The organism is Hwangdonia seohaensis (genome assembly GCF_031932625.1).
Lineage (GTDB): Bacteria > Bacteroidota > Bacteroidia > Flavobacteriales > Flavobacteriaceae > Hwangdonia > Hwangdonia seohaensis.
On record NZ_JAVSCK010000005.1, the window covers coordinates 367,280 to 382,480 of the forward strand.

Annotated in this window: 17 protein-coding genes and 1 pseudogene; 3 read left to right on the top strand and 15 right to left on the bottom strand. The window is 34.4% G+C overall.

All coding sequences use genetic code 11. From position 1 onward, the window contains the following. The 3 genes from RNZ47_RS16140 to RNZ47_RS16150 all read right to left on the bottom strand — a co-directional run bounded on the left by RNZ47_RS16140 (position 1) and on the right by RNZ47_RS16150 (position 3,355). Complete coding sequence (locus RNZ47_RS16140) at positions 1-1,251, bottom strand: TolC family protein (protein ID WP_311942909.1); 1,251 nt, start codon at positions 1,249-1,251, stop codon at positions 1-3. Between the two features lie 2 nt (positions 1,252-1,253). Continuing rightward, positions 1,254-1,868 (bottom strand): TetR/AcrR family transcriptional regulator, encoded by a 615-nt coding sequence (locus RNZ47_RS16145; protein WP_311942912.1) that lies wholly within the window; start codon positions 1,866-1,868, stop codon positions 1,254-1,256. Positions 1,869-2,011: 143 nt separating this feature from the next. Continuing rightward, complete coding sequence (locus tag RNZ47_RS16150; protein ID WP_311942914.1) at positions 2,012-3,355, bottom strand: rhodanese-like domain-containing protein; 1,344 nt, start codon at positions 3,353-3,355, stop codon at positions 2,012-2,014. Between the two features lie 172 nt (positions 3,356-3,527). Between RNZ47_RS16150 and RNZ47_RS16155 the strand changes: the two genes are divergently transcribed. Together RNZ47_RS16155 and RNZ47_RS16160 are read left to right on the top strand one after the other, a co-directional pair. Beyond that, positions 3,528-3,929: a hypothetical protein gene (locus tag RNZ47_RS16155; RefSeq protein ID WP_311942917.1), complete on the top strand. Its 402-nt coding sequence runs from the start codon at positions 3,528-3,530 to the stop codon at positions 3,927-3,929. Positions 3,930-3,995: 66 nt separating this feature from the next. Then, positions 3,996-6,098, top strand: coding sequence for a TonB-dependent receptor (locus RNZ47_RS16160; protein ID WP_311942920.1), 2,103 nt, complete (start codon positions 3,996-3,998; stop codon positions 6,096-6,098). A 72-nt stretch (positions 6,099-6,170) separates the two neighbouring features. Here RNZ47_RS16160 and RNZ47_RS16165 read toward each other — a convergent pair whose 3' ends face one another. The 4 genes from RNZ47_RS16165 to RNZ47_RS16180 all read right to left on the bottom strand — a co-directional run bounded on the left by RNZ47_RS16165 (position 6,171) and on the right by RNZ47_RS16180 (position 8,993). Further along, entirely contained in the window at positions 6,171-6,758 is a 588-nt protein-coding gene (locus RNZ47_RS16165) for a methyltransferase domain-containing protein (RefSeq protein WP_311942923.1), read from the bottom strand. After that, the gene (gene trxA, locus RNZ47_RS16170) at positions 6,758-7,054 is read right to left on the bottom strand and encodes a thioredoxin (protein WP_311942926.1); all 297 of its coding nucleotides are present in this window, start codon (positions 7,052-7,054) and stop codon (positions 6,758-6,760) included. Before trxA ends, RNZ47_RS16165 begins: the two co-directional genes overlap by 1 nt. Before the next feature lie 11 nt (positions 7,055-7,065). After that, on the bottom strand, positions 7,066-7,662 hold the full coding sequence (locus RNZ47_RS16175; protein ID WP_311942928.1) for a Tll0287-like domain-containing protein: 597 nt from the start codon (positions 7,660-7,662) through the stop codon (positions 7,066-7,068). A gap of 188 nt (positions 7,663-7,850) precedes the next feature. Further along, entirely contained in the window at positions 7,851-8,993 is a 1,143-nt protein-coding gene (locus RNZ47_RS16180) for a saccharopine dehydrogenase family protein (protein ID WP_311942933.1), read from the bottom strand. Between the two features lie 247 nt (positions 8,994-9,240). Here RNZ47_RS16180 and RNZ47_RS16185 point away from each other — a divergent pair, with 247 nt between their 5' ends. After that, positions 9,241-9,600: an immunoglobulin domain-containing protein gene (locus tag RNZ47_RS16185; protein WP_311942937.1), complete on the top strand. Its 360-nt coding sequence runs from the start codon at positions 9,241-9,243 to the stop codon at positions 9,598-9,600. Between the two features lie 77 nt (positions 9,601-9,677). Here RNZ47_RS16185 and RNZ47_RS16190 read toward each other — a convergent pair whose 3' ends face one another. From RNZ47_RS16190 to RNZ47_RS16220, 8 genes and pseudogenes are all read right to left on the bottom strand, one after another. Next, positions 9,678-9,800: a hypothetical protein gene (locus tag RNZ47_RS16190; protein ID WP_311942939.1), complete on the bottom strand. Its 123-nt coding sequence runs from the start codon at positions 9,798-9,800 to the stop codon at positions 9,678-9,680. A gap of 36 nt (positions 9,801-9,836) precedes the next feature. Beyond that, positions 9,837-9,992 (bottom strand): annotated as a pseudogene (locus RNZ47_RS16300) (exonuclease domain-containing protein); the annotation flags it as partial. An 834-nt stretch (positions 9,993-10,826) separates the two neighbouring features. Next, the gene (locus RNZ47_RS16195) at positions 10,827-11,987 is read right to left on the bottom strand and encodes an iron-containing alcohol dehydrogenase (RefSeq protein WP_311942942.1); all 1,161 of its coding nucleotides are present in this window, start codon (positions 11,985-11,987) and stop codon (positions 10,827-10,829) included. A 36-nt stretch (positions 11,988-12,023) separates the two neighbouring features. Further along, positions 12,024-12,656 carry an NAD(P)H-dependent oxidoreductase gene (locus RNZ47_RS16200; protein WP_311942946.1) on the bottom strand — a complete coding sequence of 211 codons (633 nt, stop codon included), beginning with the start codon at positions 12,654-12,656 and terminating at the stop codon, positions 12,024-12,026. Between the two features lie 12 nt (positions 12,657-12,668). Next, entirely contained in the window at positions 12,669-13,115 is a 447-nt protein-coding gene (locus RNZ47_RS16205) for a DoxX family protein (RefSeq protein WP_311942949.1), read from the bottom strand. Positions 13,116-13,121: 6 nt separating this feature from the next. Beyond that, positions 13,122-13,796: an NAD(P)H-binding protein gene (locus RNZ47_RS16210; protein ID WP_311942952.1), complete on the bottom strand. Its 675-nt coding sequence runs from the start codon at positions 13,794-13,796 to the stop codon at positions 13,122-13,124. 2 nt (positions 13,797-13,798) lie between these two features. Then, positions 13,799-14,377 (bottom strand): TetR/AcrR family transcriptional regulator, encoded by a 579-nt coding sequence (locus RNZ47_RS16215; RefSeq protein WP_311942955.1) that lies wholly within the window; start codon positions 14,375-14,377, stop codon positions 13,799-13,801. A gap of 142 nt (positions 14,378-14,519) precedes the next feature. Next, the gene (locus tag RNZ47_RS16220; RefSeq protein WP_311942959.1) at positions 14,520-14,891 is read right to left on the bottom strand and encodes a transposase; all 372 of its coding nucleotides are present in this window, start codon (positions 14,889-14,891) and stop codon (positions 14,520-14,522) included. Positions 14,892-15,201 lie beyond the last annotated feature (310 nt).

Sequence of the window (15,201 nt, forward strand, 5' to 3'; positions counted from 1 at the left end):
TTATTGTCCTTTAATGACATTGTAATTTGCTTTTGCCAATTGTAATTGAATTTTATGAGTGACCAAAGTGTTTTCATCTTCGTATAAATTGGTGAGTTCTGTGATATATGCCGAAGCCGTAATCACGCCATTTTTAAGTTGAGAATCTGCCGATTTGAGCACCTCTTTTCTAAGTTTGATGATTTCTAAATCGGATGCAATAAAGCTTTCAATTTTATCAATTTCCTTTTGTTGCTGATTCAGTTCTATGTTTGTATTTAACTTAAAGGTTTCGGCCTCTGTATCTACAATATCTTTATTAATGGCCAAGGATTGACGTTGTTTTTTATTGGAATTCCAATCGAAAACATTCCAATTCAATTTAACACCAACCGTATAAAATGTTTGAAAGGAATTATCCAACATATTCAGCCCAGGGTTACCATAGCCACCGGTTGCAAAGCCAAGTAGTTTTGGCGCGTTTTGTTTGGAAATTAATGCCTCAGAATGTGCTATTTCATCTTTTTTAAGTTGAAATAATTCCAATTCCGGTCGGTTTAAATCATGCCGTATTTGGGTGTCTACAAGAGGATTTTGAAATAGGGTAGAAGCGTTTAAGTTTTTACCGATTATGCTCGAAAGCGTTTCAATTAAAGCTGATTTATTACTTTCTACCTCTCTAAATTGTTGATTAAGTTTTAAAAGTTCCGCCTCCAAAACCTTATCGGACGTCGGTAAAATCACACCGTATTTTATACCCGATTGTACTTCTGCCAATTTTGCCCGTAACTGTGTTTGTTTGGCTTTTAGCAATAAATCGGTTTCCTGAGCCAGTAAAATAGAGAAATACAGTTGGTTGATTTGTTGTTTTAATTGATATAAATTAACATCAACCTGTTTTTGTTTTGTTTTGGTTTGTACCGATTTTACATTTAAGGCCGCATTTGTCGCGCCTCCATTATAAATCAATTGATTTACTGAAAGTGTCGCGCGATATTGGTCTTTGTTCAATGGTTCAATATTGGCATTGGGAATGGGAATTTCAATCACGTCGGATTGATAGGTAGCCTGTGCATCTAAATTAAACTGTGGCAATTTTGCATTGGAAATAATAGCTTTATCCAAACTGTTTTGATTTTCAATGAGCTGTGATTGTTTCGCCAGCGGATAATTTTCAGCCACTAAACCGTAACATTCCTCCAATGAAATGCTTTGTTGCCCCATACCGGTAAGGGTTATCAGTATAATTGGAATTATTATGAAACGTTTCATTATTAATGTTGTTTTATTGAATTAATAATAAAGTTGGAAACTTCTGTTTTTCGTTTTTCCACGAAGGTTTTATAGGTCTTTTCATCTTTATTTGTAAATGCTTTAATCAAAGGTTTTCCTAAAAATGGAAAAATGTTGAGTGCAATAATATTTACAAACAATTGATCTGCATCGATGGGTCTTATCATACCTTGGTTGATTTCCTCGGCTACTTTTTCTTTGAATTTTTCGAGGTTTGGAAACCCTGTATTTTCTTTGAGTTTGAGTATAAAATCTTCATTTCTATTTAATTCTTGAATAATGAAATTTGGTAAATACGGATGCTTCATCATAAAGCTTGTGTAATCCATTGTGAAATTTTTAATCTTGTCCTCAAGTGAAGAGTCATCATTTAAAATTGCATTTAATTGAGGCGCCAATAGTGAAAATGCATTCTTAAAAACCGCTTCAAACAATAATTGCTTACTTCTGTAATAATAATGAAGCATAGCCTTGTTAATACCTGCTTTATCTGCTATTTCCTGCATGCGCGCACCATCCATTCCTTTTGATTGAAATACGTTTTTTGCAGCATTTAAAATTTGCTCTTCGGTGTTTTCGTCTTTCGTTTTTTTCATTTTTAACTATATGGTTTAACCATTTGGTTAGCAAATGTACAAAAAATAATCAAACTAATGCAATTTGATTATTTTTGAAGAATTTTATGTCATGTTGTCGGCTCCATTAAATCGATTTCAGTAAAATTTAAACAGCAGTATTTTTAATTAAATTGCTTTACAGCATCACTTAAGTCGTAAACAGAAACCCCATTGATTAGTTTTGAAACAATACTGCTACCGGCTGCACTTCTATAACCGCCAGCACAATGCACCACGATTGGTTTATTTGTTGGGATGTCGTTTTTGGAATCTCTTAATTGGTTTAATGGAATAGCAATGGCATCATCAAATATTTTACCTTCATCTGTTTCGCTTTTATTCCGAATATCTACAATGGTATATTGATTCCTGTTCTTTTTGAAATCTTCAAGATTAAAAGCTTCAGATTTAGTAAATGCCGTTTCGTTTAATGTTATCAATTTTTTTAACTGCTTTTCGTAACCAATTTTCGCTATGCGATTTAAAATGGTTTCTCTGTCTTTTATTGAATTTAGAACAACACAAAACGGTTCTTCAGGCTTTACAATAGCACCTAACCAAGTTTCAAACTTGTCATCATCCGATTCAGCCATGATATTAAAACTCTTGGCTAGATGGTTTCTTTTAAAATCCTTTTCATTTCTAACATCAACGACTAAAGTTTCGCCTGTATCAAGTTCGTCCATCTGAAAATGCAACGTTGGTTTTGCAATACCCAGCTCATAATTATCGGCACCTTCTTTATTGATATCCACATTAAAACCAAAATATGATGGTACAAAAGGTTGGTCTTTTAAAATATGTTCCACAAATTGTTCTTCGGTTAAATTTTTGAATGCCCAGTTTTCCTCACGCTCCCTTCCCAAAGTACTCGAAGCATCGTTGCTCAAATTTTTACCACATAACGAACCCGCTCCATGCGCGGGGTAAATAATGGTGCTATTTGGTAAATGGGTGAATTTGGTTTTCATGGTGTTGTACATGCTTTTGGCCAAATCTTCTCGTTTGGCTTTCATGTTTCCGGCTTTTTCCCTTAAATCGGGCCGACCAACATCACCAATAAATAGGGTGTCGCCCGAGAACATTACCTGTTTTTCATTGTCATCTTTGGCGATAATAGTGATACTGTCTGGAGAATGACCAGGCGTGTTAATGGCTTCAAAGGTTACATTGCTCATTTTAAACGAATCGCCATCATCAAAGGTTTGGTGCGGATAACTTGCGCCAACAAGCTTGCTCGCGTAAATATGTGCTCCGGTTTCTTTGTGTATTTGCAAATGACTACTCACAAAATCGGCATGCGGATGCGTTTCGAAAACCGCTACAATTTTGGCATTGTGTGCTTCTGCCAACTCGTAATAGGGTCTTGCATCTCTTGAAGGATCGACAAGTGCCATTTTATCTTTACTAATTATAGCATAAGAATAATGGGCTAAGGGCTCGTCTTTAAATTGTTTAATAATCATATTTTTTGTTTTATTTAATATAAAATTTTTTTGTGAAATTTTTAAAATATTTGGCACTTTTTTTAAGACCATACTAAGTTGCGTCTGCTAAGGTAATGTCTGAATTAATGCTTTAAACGGACTATGTTTTCAATATTCATTCTAAACATGACAAAAATCAGTTTAAAAAAAAATGCTAGCTATTACTTTTGTTGCAATGAAAAAGGTGGTTTACATATTCGCAGTCGTTTTGTCAATACTGCTTCTATTCAATAGTGCTAAAGTTAGTTTAACTTTTGCCTATTACCATATAGATCCCATTGGTTTTATTGATGCTTTATGTGAAAATAAGGATAAACTGGAATTGGAATGTAACGGAAGGTGCCAATTGGAAAAGGTTGTCAAATCTCAAGATAACGAACAAAGAACACCCATAAATATTGCAGATTTTAAAGAAATCACTCTGTTTTCGCATGTTGCAGAGGCGATTGTTTTAACAGAGATAGACTGCATTAAAGTACAGCAACCAACAGCTTACCAAAACCTTTATTCGTTTAACAACACAAACGATTGTTTTCATCCACCGCGCGTATAATTTCACTTTTACCATTGGTAGTATTAACTATCGCAATCACAAAGTTAAATTATAATAAGCTATAAAATGAAAATACTATATAGTGTGCTATTATGTGCGCTAATTTCAGCCATGTCTTATGGGCAAGAATTAAACGAAACCATAAGCGATACCACAAAACAAAAAATTAATAAACTAGACGAAGTTATTGTTACGGGAAACATTAAAAAAGACCCCATTTTAACAGTTGTTTCAAATAAATATGACGAAGCCATTGTACAGCCCAAAAATGTAGCCGATTTGTTTAATGACATTAATGGGTTTTCGGTTATAAAAAGAGGGAATTATGCCATAGACCCGTCGTTTAGGGCGGCGCAATACGAGCAGTTAAATATTCAGTACGATGGCGGCACCAAGGCCATGCATGCTTGCCCAAATAGAATGGACCCGATTACGACCCACATTATTCCCGAAGAAATCTCTAAAATTGAAATAATAAAAGGCCCTTACACCGTGCGTTATGGCGCTACTTTTGGAGGCATTGTAAATTTGGTAACACAAAAACCAGATTATGAAGATTATGGTTTGCACGGAAAAGTGTCGGCAGGTTACGAAAGCAACGGGAATTCATTGGTAAACTTAGTGCATTTGCAATACATTCAAGAAAAATACGATGTTGTTGCCAACGCTGGTTACAGGGATTTTGGAAATTATGAAGATGGCAATGGTACCGAAATCCCTTCGTCTTTCAGAAGTACAGATTATGGTGTTAAAATGGGCTATAACTTTTCAGACGACCAACGTTTTCAGGCACATTGGAGGCAATCTTTTGGTCGCGATGTGTTGCATGCCGCCTTACCCATGGACACCGATTATGATAATAGCAGCATTATTTCTTTAGATTATAAACTGGATAATATCGGTGAAATAGCAAAAACGTTTACGGCTAAAGCCTATTACAGTTATGTTGATCATTTAATGACGAATACCAATCGGCCTTCTTTTATGATGATGGAAGCTTCTTCAGTTGTTGACGCCACTACCATTGGAGGGAAATTAGAGCTAAACTGGAAACCTACCACAAAACTGAATGTATTTTCTGGTGTCGATGCCATGCATATTGCCAGAGATGGGGGCCGAACCAGATTGGTTAAAATGATGAACGGAAACCCTTTGCCAATGCCCATGACTTTTAACGATAAGGTTTGGCAAGATTCCTATATAACGGATTTGGGTCTGTTTACCGAAGCAAAGTATGCTTTTAATCCTAAAACGATATTTACGATTGGTGTGCGTTACGATAACGTAACATCGGATATTCAAAATCCGGAAGACGATTTTGCTGCCATGTACAACCTTGAAAAACGCACAGAACACAATGTTAGCGGAACACTATCATTAAAAAACAGAGTGTCTGATAACTTTACTTTAGAAGCTGCTTATGGCAGAGGAATAAGGTCTGCCAACATGATAGAGCGTTTTATAAATCACTTTAGCGTTGGTCAAGATCCTTATGAATATGTAGGGAATCCTAATTTAAAGGCTGAAGTGAATAATCAATTTGAAATTGGATTTAAAGGAAAAGAACCTTTAAAAAACGGCTTTAATAACTTTAGCTACCAAACGTCTTTTTATTATTCGTTTTTTGAAAACTATAATGTTGGTATTGTAGATCCAACCATTACTCGAAAGTTTAATCCTATGGCCCAACCAAGGCATGTAAAAGTGTTTCAAAACTTGGATGAATCTTATAAAACCGGTTTTGAAGCTATGGCAAAACTGGACTTTTTAAACGATTATTATTTTAAAACCGAAGTGGCCTATGTGTACGCCAAAAATAAGGATTTAGGCGAGTCGTTGCCTTTAACACCACCATTAAACACCAAATTGAGCGTTGGTTTTCAAAAAGAAAAATTTTGGGGAAACATACAGTACAATGTGGTTTCAAAACAAGAGCACATTTCAAATAGTTTTGGCGAAACAGAAACTGATGGCTATCAAACCATAGACCTTCGTTTTGGACTAAAACCAATTAAGAATGTTACCTTAGGTGTTGCAGTGATTAATGTTTTAGACGAAGCTTACAATAACCATTTAAACTTCTCCTTTACCAATCAAGCAGATTTTGGAAGAACTCCAATTACCGAACCCGGACGTAATTTTTCTGCTTTTTTACAGTATAAATTTTAAAAATTACAGGTGTAATTAAAAAGAGCAGCATATTTAAAGTACGCTGCTCTTTTTATATTATAAATAGCAATGTTATTTTTTCTGTATATTAAAAAACAATTCTTTTCCCAATCTTGACTCGTGAGAATTGGTTGCTTCTTCCATCAAACGAATATGGAAATAAGGTTTAAAATACGCTAAATATTCTTCCTTATTCCCTCCAAAAGGCGGATGTGTTTTGTTTAAGGGCACATTAAAGAGTAATCCAATAATTTTTCCACCGATCTGTAATATTTCCGAAGCCTTTTCAGCATATAAAGCCCTAAGCTCAGGATTTATGGCACAGAAAAAAGTTTGTTCTATAATTAAATCGAAAGTCATGTCCAACTCAAAAAAATTATTTTGAATGAGATGCGATGAAGGAAACGAAGGCACCCGTTTTTTTAGATTACCAAGTGCTGTTTTAGAAACATCTACAACAAAAACATTTTTAAAACCTTTGGAATTGAGATATTCTGCTTCATAGCCATGTCCACCACCCGGAATTAGAATCTTCAGTTCTTTTTCCTTGTGGGAAAGCTGGTCGATATAGGCTTTAATGGGAGGCGAAACTGTTCCTAAATCCCAACCAATATCATTTGTTTTATATTTATTGTCCCAAAACTCTTCTGATAAATCCATTAACTATGTGAGGTTATCAAATTTATAATGTCTTCTTTTTGAACCACACCAGATTGTCGCCACACTTGTTTTCCGTTTTTAAACAAAAGCAATGTTGGTACGCCTTTTACTTGATATTTAGCCGCTAAGGCTTGGTTTTTATCAACATCTATTTTAATGATAGACACACGGTCTCCCAAGTTTTCTTTTACTTGTTTTAAAATGGGATTCATCATTTTACAAGGGCCGCACCACGTTGCAAAAAAATCTACTAAAACGGGTTTGTCTTGATTTATTATGTCTGAAAATTTACTCATATTTACTTCATTTATTTATCAAAAGTAATGCTCCAAATACCTCTAACCTCATTAACGCCGTAACCTATGGCTTTGTCGTTAGGATATAATTTTTTTACTTTCTGTAAAGTTAGCATTTTTAAATCCTCCTGAGGTTTTCCATGGCATTGTAAGCACATCGCATTGGTGGTAATCGGATAATATACTTGCACACGATCTTCCAATTCATCTACAATGGGTTTTGGTTCTATGTTGTTTTTTATATCTTTTTTAAAAGTTTCAATATAGGTTAATTCTTTGTTGTTTGCTTGATTGGCCTCGTTTCTGGGTTTATCTGAAACACGTTTAATGGTAGCGTTATGCACAACAGCCATACTATCGGTTAAAGGATATGCTTTTTCATTGCAAAACGCTAAAGCCTCTATGGTTCCTTTTTTCTGTATGGTGCCCATTAGGTTTTTACCCAATACGGCTTTGGTGCTAAACGCATATTCTAAACCTTTTTCGTGATAGGCAATCGTATCAAAATTAGATTGGGCTTTTTCTACCGGAACATCTTTGGTTTTTTTAGAATTATTACAGCTAAAAGCCATGGCCAATATGAAGCATAATAAGATTGTTTTTTTCATTTTATAAAGATTTAATTGGATGGTTTTTTCAAAATTACATTCAAAATTACATAATCTGTTATATGATAAGTTGACTTATGTTACATATAAACGCAAGCTTGGAGGAACTTTATTAAAAAAACTTAAATGTGCCATGTAGAATTTAAATTTGGCTGAGTGATAAGCGACGGGTTTAAATAAGGCACACTTTAAATTTTACCATAAATAGGCGTTATAAATTCCCCATTTAAAAAGCTCTCGGTCTCTAATTGACTTTGGAGTACAACACCTTGAGGCTTTGTTTCCAACAGCCATTGAATGGCTTGTACCAATGGTGCTGCAGTAGTTGTTTGGATAGCTCGAAGCGTGTGTTTGCCAACCTGTTTGGGCTTAATAGCTTTAGCTATTTCGTGCCTACGCAAAACGCCATTTTTATCCTTGCCCTCTACAGCGGCATAGAGTATTATTTGGTCGTCCTCGATATGTGGAATTTGGTCTTGCATTATCTGTTGTAAATCGGCAATGGGATCTTTGGAGTTGGTTAAATTTTTTAATTGGTCTTTAACCCAAGCATAATGACCTGGGTGACGTAATGTTTTATAATCGAGGTTTTTAACTTTGCCCTCCAAGGCATCGGGTAAATCGGCAGCGCCTCCAGAGGTAAGGTCTTCTTCGTAGGTAATCCCGTTAATTATGATGCGAGCGCTTTCAGAGAGGGCAGGAAGGCTTGTTTTTTTATAATCTCGCAGAACGATGCTATCTTTTAAATACTCAGTGGCAACCCCAACCGGACTCCAAGTAAAACCATAAAAATGAGGCGCAATGGCATGATTGGTAAGTGCTCCAACCTTAAACTCCAAAGTATCTACTTGCTCCACCAAATATTGCTTACAAAATTCTTGAAATAAATGGTTAGCCAATACATCAATATAGCCCGGAGCCAACCCCGTTTGTAAAACAAAACCGGTTTTGGCATTTTTGGCCATGGCCTTTATTTGGTATGTTTCGGCGACATATTCAGTAAGATTGGCATAATACAAGTTATTGCTTTTTGCAAGGGTAGCCATTTTAGGCGCTAAACTACCGGGTAAGCAGTCAAGTAGGGCATCTCCGTTGTTAAAAATGGCAGTTGCTTCATTAGAGATGTCCGAAGGATCTAAATGAAAAGCTATTACCTTACACGGTTTCGTGGTGCCTTCCATAATCCATTTAGCAACGTTTTGTGCTTTGGAAAGCGTGCGATTTCCTATATAGATTGTTGGTGTTACTTTGCTCCATTCTGCCATAATAAGACCTGCGGCTTCTGCAATTCCGCCGGCCCCTGCAATAATAATGTTATAGTGCGTTTTCATAATTAGAAGTAATAAATTGATGTACACTAATTTAAGGATAAATTACCACGTAATATTTAATATTAGTAGCGATTTAATATAAAATGAAGATATAAATTACTTTCATTTGTGTGGATAGCTTTGTGAATAATCAATTTATCATAAAAAAATGATGAACTATGGTTTGGATAGATTTTAAACAAAGGTGTAGTTTATTAATGGTGTTATAAATAAGTAATTTTACCAAACATAAGCAAATCAAAAAAATATGACAATACAACAACTACAAGGCACATACACTGTTATAGGAAACAATCAAGATGAAGAAGGCAATAACTATGAAGGGACATTAAAATTATCGCTCGATGAACATAATAGGATTACCGCAAAGTGGTTAATAAACAATAGTCAAGAGCAGTTTGGTACGGGTTTTTTTAAAAATAACATCTTGGTTATTAATTTTAATTATAAAGGCGACCAACAGATTGTTTATAAAGGTGTTGTTGTTTATAAATGCATTACAAAAGATATTTTAGACGGCTTTTGGTCAGAAAAACATGCTAATCCATTGTATCTGGGTGAAGAGCGTTGCTTAAGAGTTGGCGCACAAAAGGAGGTGGTTAATTAGGGGTTGATATTTTGCAATACACTGCGTAGTATTTTCTGCACATCCAAATTGTCTTTCTGTGGAATTAAAAAGGCTTCCTATTCTTCTGCTGTACTAATCTGTTCTGTTTTATCGATAAAGCCGTAACCTAAATAAACACTGTTTTTAATTAAAACAAACGCCTCTTCTTCGTCATGTCTTCCTTTTTGTTTTAGCACCATGTCTTTTGTGTTTTCAATGGTATATGAAATGGCTGAGTTTACACGTAAATTATAAGAGTTTACTGTTTCGTTATCTGAACATACGCCTTTGCACGTGGTAATTTTGTAATGTGAGCATTGCGAAACACCATCTTGTAAATGACAGAATTTAGGGGTGCAAGTAAAATTGAGCTTTAATTTTTTTATAGGTATTGTTTATTATTCTGAAATAGAGGAAAAAGTTTGGGTTTTTCTAAATTTAGCATAATAGTCTTAAACCATTACGTATTACATTATAATTAAAATTAACACTATGTGGAACAAAGACAGTATTCTATTTTATAGTTAAAATTTCATCGTAGATTTTATGCAAACAAAAGAGTGAGTCGCTGACATAAAAAAAACGGTTTAGAGTGAACTAAACCGTTTGTTTTGGGCACATGTTAGAATTGTAGCGAGAGGGGGGCACGATCCCCCGACCTCCGGGTTATGAATTAAAATTGGATAAATTTAATAAGGTTAAAAAACTGAAAATCAGTGTTTTAAATTTTTTATATTCTAAGCCGTGTTCCAAAACGTGTTCAGTTTTGTGTTCACTTATGTTTATATGGTAAATATAGAAAAATAGAATGATAAATAACCTAATTATGATAGGCTAACATTAAAAATCTGTGGCTAACATTTTGAGATATCGGAAGGGTCTAAGTAACAGATGGATTACTTATATTGGTTTTTATTTTACCATGTTTTAAACACAAGAATATGAGCTTTACATAGTTCTTATCATTTTAGGGTATTTTTAAACAAAATGAGGAAATGTGGTGAGTAATGGTATTTCACGATGCCAAAGATAAAATGTCTAAACCTAAATGGACATCAATCTGGAACTTTCGATTTGAAACGCATTTTTCGCATTATACCCAACCTTAAGTATAAGAGCAGTAGTAGATTTAAAAACTACAACTTTTGAATACCAAGATACATTATTAAAAGCAAAACGGTTTGAATTAAAACCCAAACCGCTGTTATTGCTATACATTTTTAAAGTTAGTAAGCCATTTTTACAATTTTTTTAACTTTTTCCGGTGATAATGACTGATGCTCTCCTAAACCTAACCAACCACGATCTGTAAAACGTTTTGCGATTTCTTCAGCTGTTCCTTCGTAAACGTTAGTATAATCAGACAGTTTAGTGTCGATTCCCAAGGATTTGAAAAATCCGGTTGTTTTTTCGATAGCGGCATAGGCTTTATCGTCGATACTTCCTTCATTAATATTCCAGACGCGTTCACCGTATTGTGCTAATTTTTCTTTTTTAGCTTCAAAATTATATTTGTAATGACTTTCTGTAAGGATAGCTAATGTTCTTGCATGATCTATACCATATAAAGCCGTTAATTCGTGTCCCATGGCATGAATAGCCCAATCTGTAGGCACTCCTTTTTGAATTAATCCGTTTAATGCCATGGTACAACTCCACATAAAATTGGAAGCCGCTTTATAGTCAAACTCATCTTTGAGTATAGTCGGTGCAATTTCAATCAAAGTTTGCAAAATGCTTTCTGCAAAACGATCTTGTAATTTTGCATCTACCGGATAGGTCATGTATTGTTCTAAAACGTGTGTAAAAGCATCGGCCAGACCATTTGCCAATTGACGTTGTGGAATTGATTTTACGACTTCAGGATCTAAAATTGAAAATTGCGGAAACAATCCAGGTCCACCCATAGCAAGCTTTTCTTTGGTTTCTTTACGTGTAATTACAGCACCAGAATTCATTTCAGAGCCTGTTGCCGGCAATGTTAGCACAGTTCCAAAAGGCATTCCTTTTTCGGTTCTAATGTTTTTGGATAAAATATCCCAAGGCGTGTCTCCATCGAATACTGCCGCTGCAGATAAAAATTTGGTTCCGTCAATTACAGAACCACCACCAACAGCTAATAAATGGGTGATATTTTTAGCTTTAATTACTTTTAAAGCCTCTATTAATATTTCATATTCTGGATTTGCAGGAATACCTCCAAACTCAGTTGTATCAACATTTGCTAATGCCGTTTTTACTTGGTCGTAAATGCCATTCTTTTTAATGCTACCTCCACCATAAAGCAATAATACTTTAGCATTTGCTGGAATTTCTTCTTTTAGTTTCTCTATGGTGTCCTTTCCAAAAATAATTTTGGTAGGGTTGTTAAATTCAAAATTTTTCATCTTCTTACTTTGATTAATTTATTTAAAGTGTACCGATTATGCAATTACTGTTACTAAATCTTCTGTACTTTTTCTAACCTTGACTAGATTAACCAACCAATCGCTATCGGCATCTCGGTAACCAATGGGTAGCATGACTGCACTACGTAAACCTTTCGCTCTTAAGTCTAGTATTTCATCTAACTTATCAGCGTTAAAACCTTCTAGGGGCGTTGCATCTACACCTTCGTATGCAGCTGCTGTAATAGCTTGTGAAAATGCGATGTAAGCCTGTTTGGCAGCATGATTAAAGTTTACTTCTGCATCTTGTTGCGGATACATTTGTAATAACTTTTGACGGTAGTTTTCCCAACCTTCGTTTTTGAATCCTCTAATCTCGTTTGTTAAATCGAACATATAGTTAATTCTATCTTCCGTATAGGTGTCCCAAGCAGCAAAAACAAGTAGGTGGGAGCAGTCGGTTATTACAGATTGATTCCAAGCTATTGGTCTAATTTGTTCTTTAATTTTTTGATTCGTAATTACAATTATTTCGAAAGGTTGTAAACCGCTTGATGTAGGCGCTAAACGAGCAGCTTCTATAATATTGTCAATTTTATTTTGAGATACTTTTTTGCCATTCATTGCTTTTGCGGCATATCTCCAGTTTAATTTGTCTAATAATTCCATTTTTTCAATTTTTTATTTATTACTATTCTTTTTCTTTGATATTAAATATTTAAGTGCTCCTGTTGACCACAAAGCCCAGATAATTAAAACGGGTTGAAAAGCCAATCTTATTAACCTCTGATTATCTGTATTTAAGCCAAAAGAATCTATTTCATTTACATATTGATTGATATTTCCAGGGAAAATGAGGACATAGAATATTGCCAATAAAATACCTGTGTTAATTTTTAATCTGCCTCCGTAAATCATTAGTACCCCAAAAATAATTTCTACTACACCAGATGCTAACACGATGAAATCCATAAACGCTAAATCGGTTGTGATCCACGTAGGAACCTGTGCCTGAAACTCTGTCCTAAGGTACGTTAGATGTCCTATGCCTGCATAGAGCATAAAAACGCCTAACACAATTCTCATTATGTTTTGAATGGCACTTGTTTTATTAAAATATTTTTTCATGAGGTGTTATTTTTGGATAGGGCATTCTTCTGCAAGTAACTTGATACTTGGAGATGTTATTATTGTTTTTGTTGAAGTTGAATTTGCTAAGTTTATCATAGCTAGTGCAATATCTTTAGCTTTTGTAATTCTATACTTCTTCAATCTTCCGAAGAAAAAAGGTTGCAGCAGTTTAATTACAAGCAACCCTATTTTTTCTCCAATACGTTTTTCTTGTCTGTCACCACCAATAATAGAAGGCTGTAAAACATGCGTTTTTTCAATTTTTTCTGAAAGCACTGCTTGTTCCATTTCACCTTTTGTTTTGCTGTAAAAAATAGAGCTTTGTGCATTTGCGCCTAATGAAGAAATGACTAAAAACGTAGGTATTCCATTTGCTTTTGCAAGTTTTGCGGCAGTTACCGGAATTCCAAAATCTATCTTTTTATACAGTTGTTTGTCTGGTGTTTTCTTGGCAGTTGTACCGATGCAACAAAATACTTCATCTGCAGTGAAATCCTTCTTAAAGTCATCTAACTCTAAAATATCACCAACAAACTGTTTTACTTTGGTTGGCAGCCCATCAATTTCTTTTCTGGAAAACAATTTTATAGTTGTATACCTATCATCAATTAGTAGTTTTTCTAAAAGTATAGAACCTGTTAAGCCGGTCGCACCTAATATAATTGCTGTTTTTTTCATTTTTAAAGTTTAATACTGTCCCAAGCTGTTAGAAATGCTTCTTCAACATGTGCTTTGGTCAATTGAAATTCGTCCTGTTTTTGAGCGGTCATTAAAAAGGATAAAGGATTTATCGAATAGGCATATAAAATATAATCTGAAATGGGCTTAATAACTCCTTCTTTTTTCCCACGTTCCCATAGGTCGAGTAGGGGTTGTAGATGCCTAATTCCTTCTTTTCTACTAGGTTCATCAATTATTGGAGTGTTATTACATTGGTTTAAAAAAAAAGAATATTCAGATTCATTGATATTAAACTCTGCAATACGTTTCCAGATGAGTTCGAAGCCTGCTTTAACTGAATTATTCTCATTATAAGTCTTAAAAACAAAATCTGTGTATTTGGTTTTTACTTCTAAATACGTTTGGTTTACCAAGTCTTGTTTGTTCTCAAAATATAAATAAATAGTTGCAGGAGAGACATTTGCCATTTTTGCTATTTTGCTCATAGCCGTATCATGGAACCCATTGTTGTTTACTAGTTCTATGGTTGCCTGTACAAGTGCGTTACGCTTATCTATACTTTTTTGAAGTTTGGCCATGATATTCTGTTTTAGGGTACAAAGATATAAATAAAAATGAATGTTCATTCTCTTTTTTCTAAAAACTTTAAAATTATGTAGTTTTTATTCAGGACGGGGTACATTAAAGAAGCATATCCCTTAGACTTTTCTTTAGCTTTAATTAAGGCTTTATACTTAGTTTTTTTTTTAGTTCACGGGCAGATTTATAGCCTAAATCTTCAGCAGCTACTTCTAGATAAGAATCCAATACCATAGCATCTAAATCCTTTTTAAGTAATAGCTTTTTAAGCTGTTCTATTTCCTTTTGAAGTGCTTTAATTCTAGATATTTCGTCTTTTGTTTCCACTTTTACTCTGGTGTTCATTAAGTCTTTACGATTGTACTTTTTAATCCACTCATTTACGGTTGTAGGTGCTATAGAGTAGAGTTTACATAGTTCGCTCTTTGTGTGTTTTCCGGTTGTAAGTTCGGCTAAAATTTTCAGTTTAAAAGGTTCTGAATACCGTCTGATCACTTTGTCATTTCTATACATAATGTTTAAAATTATGTAGCCTTATTTCAGGACGGGTCAAAATTAAACACAACGGTCTTGTGTATGAAACGTAGCGTATAAATAAACGCTTATTTTCGGATTTAGCACGAGCCGAATTTTTTATTTTATGTTTAAATTTCTTTTATAAATATAACCAAATCAAAAATTTGGCGTACTTTGTAAATATACAAAAACCTCTCGGAAATCCTTTAATAGCTATGTTTTATACACGTCTTAAGTTTGCAATTCATTAAATTAGAGTATTAATCAGAAAGAACAAAAGCGCGTAGTAAGGTTACTATACACGGTG

Excerpts from the sequence above, each read along its gene's own strand:
- RNZ47_RS16190 (WP_311942939.1), bottom strand. The coding sequence starts at position 9,800 with ATGGTGCTAAAACAAAAAGGAAGACATGACGAAGAAGAGGCGTTTGTT.
- RNZ47_RS16150 (WP_311942914.1), bottom strand. The coding sequence starts at position 3,355 with ATGATTATTAAACAATTTAAAGACGAGCCCTTAGCCCATTATTCTTAT.
- RNZ47_RS16165 (WP_311942923.1), bottom strand. The coding sequence starts at position 6,758 with ATGGATTTATCAGAAGAGTTTTGGGACAATAAATATAAAACAAATGAT.
- RNZ47_RS16145 (WP_311942912.1), bottom strand. The coding sequence starts at position 1,868 with ATGAAAAAAACGAAAGACGAAAACACCGAAGAGCAAATTTTAAATGCT.
- RNZ47_RS16175 (WP_311942928.1), bottom strand. The coding sequence starts at position 7,662 with ATGAAAAAAACAATCTTATTATGCTTCATATTGGCCATGGCTTTTAGC.
- RNZ47_RS16210 (WP_311942952.1), bottom strand. The coding sequence starts at position 13,796 with ATGAAAAAAACAGCAATTATATTAGGTGCGACCGGCTTAACAGGTTCT.
- RNZ47_RS16195 (WP_311942942.1), bottom strand. The coding sequence starts at position 11,987 with ATGAAAAATTTTGAATTTAACAACCCTACCAAAATTATTTTTGGAAAG.
- RNZ47_RS16200 (WP_311942946.1), bottom strand. The coding sequence starts at position 12,656 with ATGGAATTATTAGACAAATTAAACTGGAGATATGCCGCAAAAGCAATG.
- RNZ47_RS16215 (WP_311942955.1), bottom strand. The coding sequence starts at position 14,377 with ATGGCCAAACTTCAAAAAAGTATAGATAAGCGTAACGCACTTGTACAG.
- RNZ47_RS16155 (WP_311942917.1), top strand. The coding sequence starts at position 3,528 with ATGCTAGCTATTACTTTTGTTGCAATGAAAAAGGTGGTTTACATATTC.
- RNZ47_RS16180 (WP_311942933.1), bottom strand. The coding sequence starts at position 8,993 with ATGAAAACGCACTATAACATTATTATTGCAGGGGCCGGCGGAATTGCA.
- RNZ47_RS16185 (WP_311942937.1), top strand. The coding sequence starts at position 9,241 with ATGACAATACAACAACTACAAGGCACATACACTGTTATAGGAAACAAT.
- RNZ47_RS16160 (WP_311942920.1), top strand. The coding sequence starts at position 3,996 with ATGAAAATACTATATAGTGTGCTATTATGTGCGCTAATTTCAGCCATG.
- RNZ47_RS16205 (WP_311942949.1), bottom strand. The coding sequence starts at position 13,115 with ATGAAAAAATATTTTAATAAAACAAGTGCCATTCAAAACATAATGAGA.
- trxA (WP_311942926.1), bottom strand. The coding sequence starts at position 7,054 with ATGAGTAAATTTTCAGACATAATAAATCAAGACAAACCCGTTTTAGTA.
- RNZ47_RS16220 (WP_311942959.1), bottom strand. The coding sequence starts at position 14,891 with ATGTATAGAAATGACAAAGTGATCAGACGGTATTCAGAACCTTTTAAA.
- RNZ47_RS16140 (WP_311942909.1), bottom strand. The coding sequence starts at position 1,251 with ATGAAACGTTTCATAATAATTCCAATTATACTGATAACCCTTACCGGT.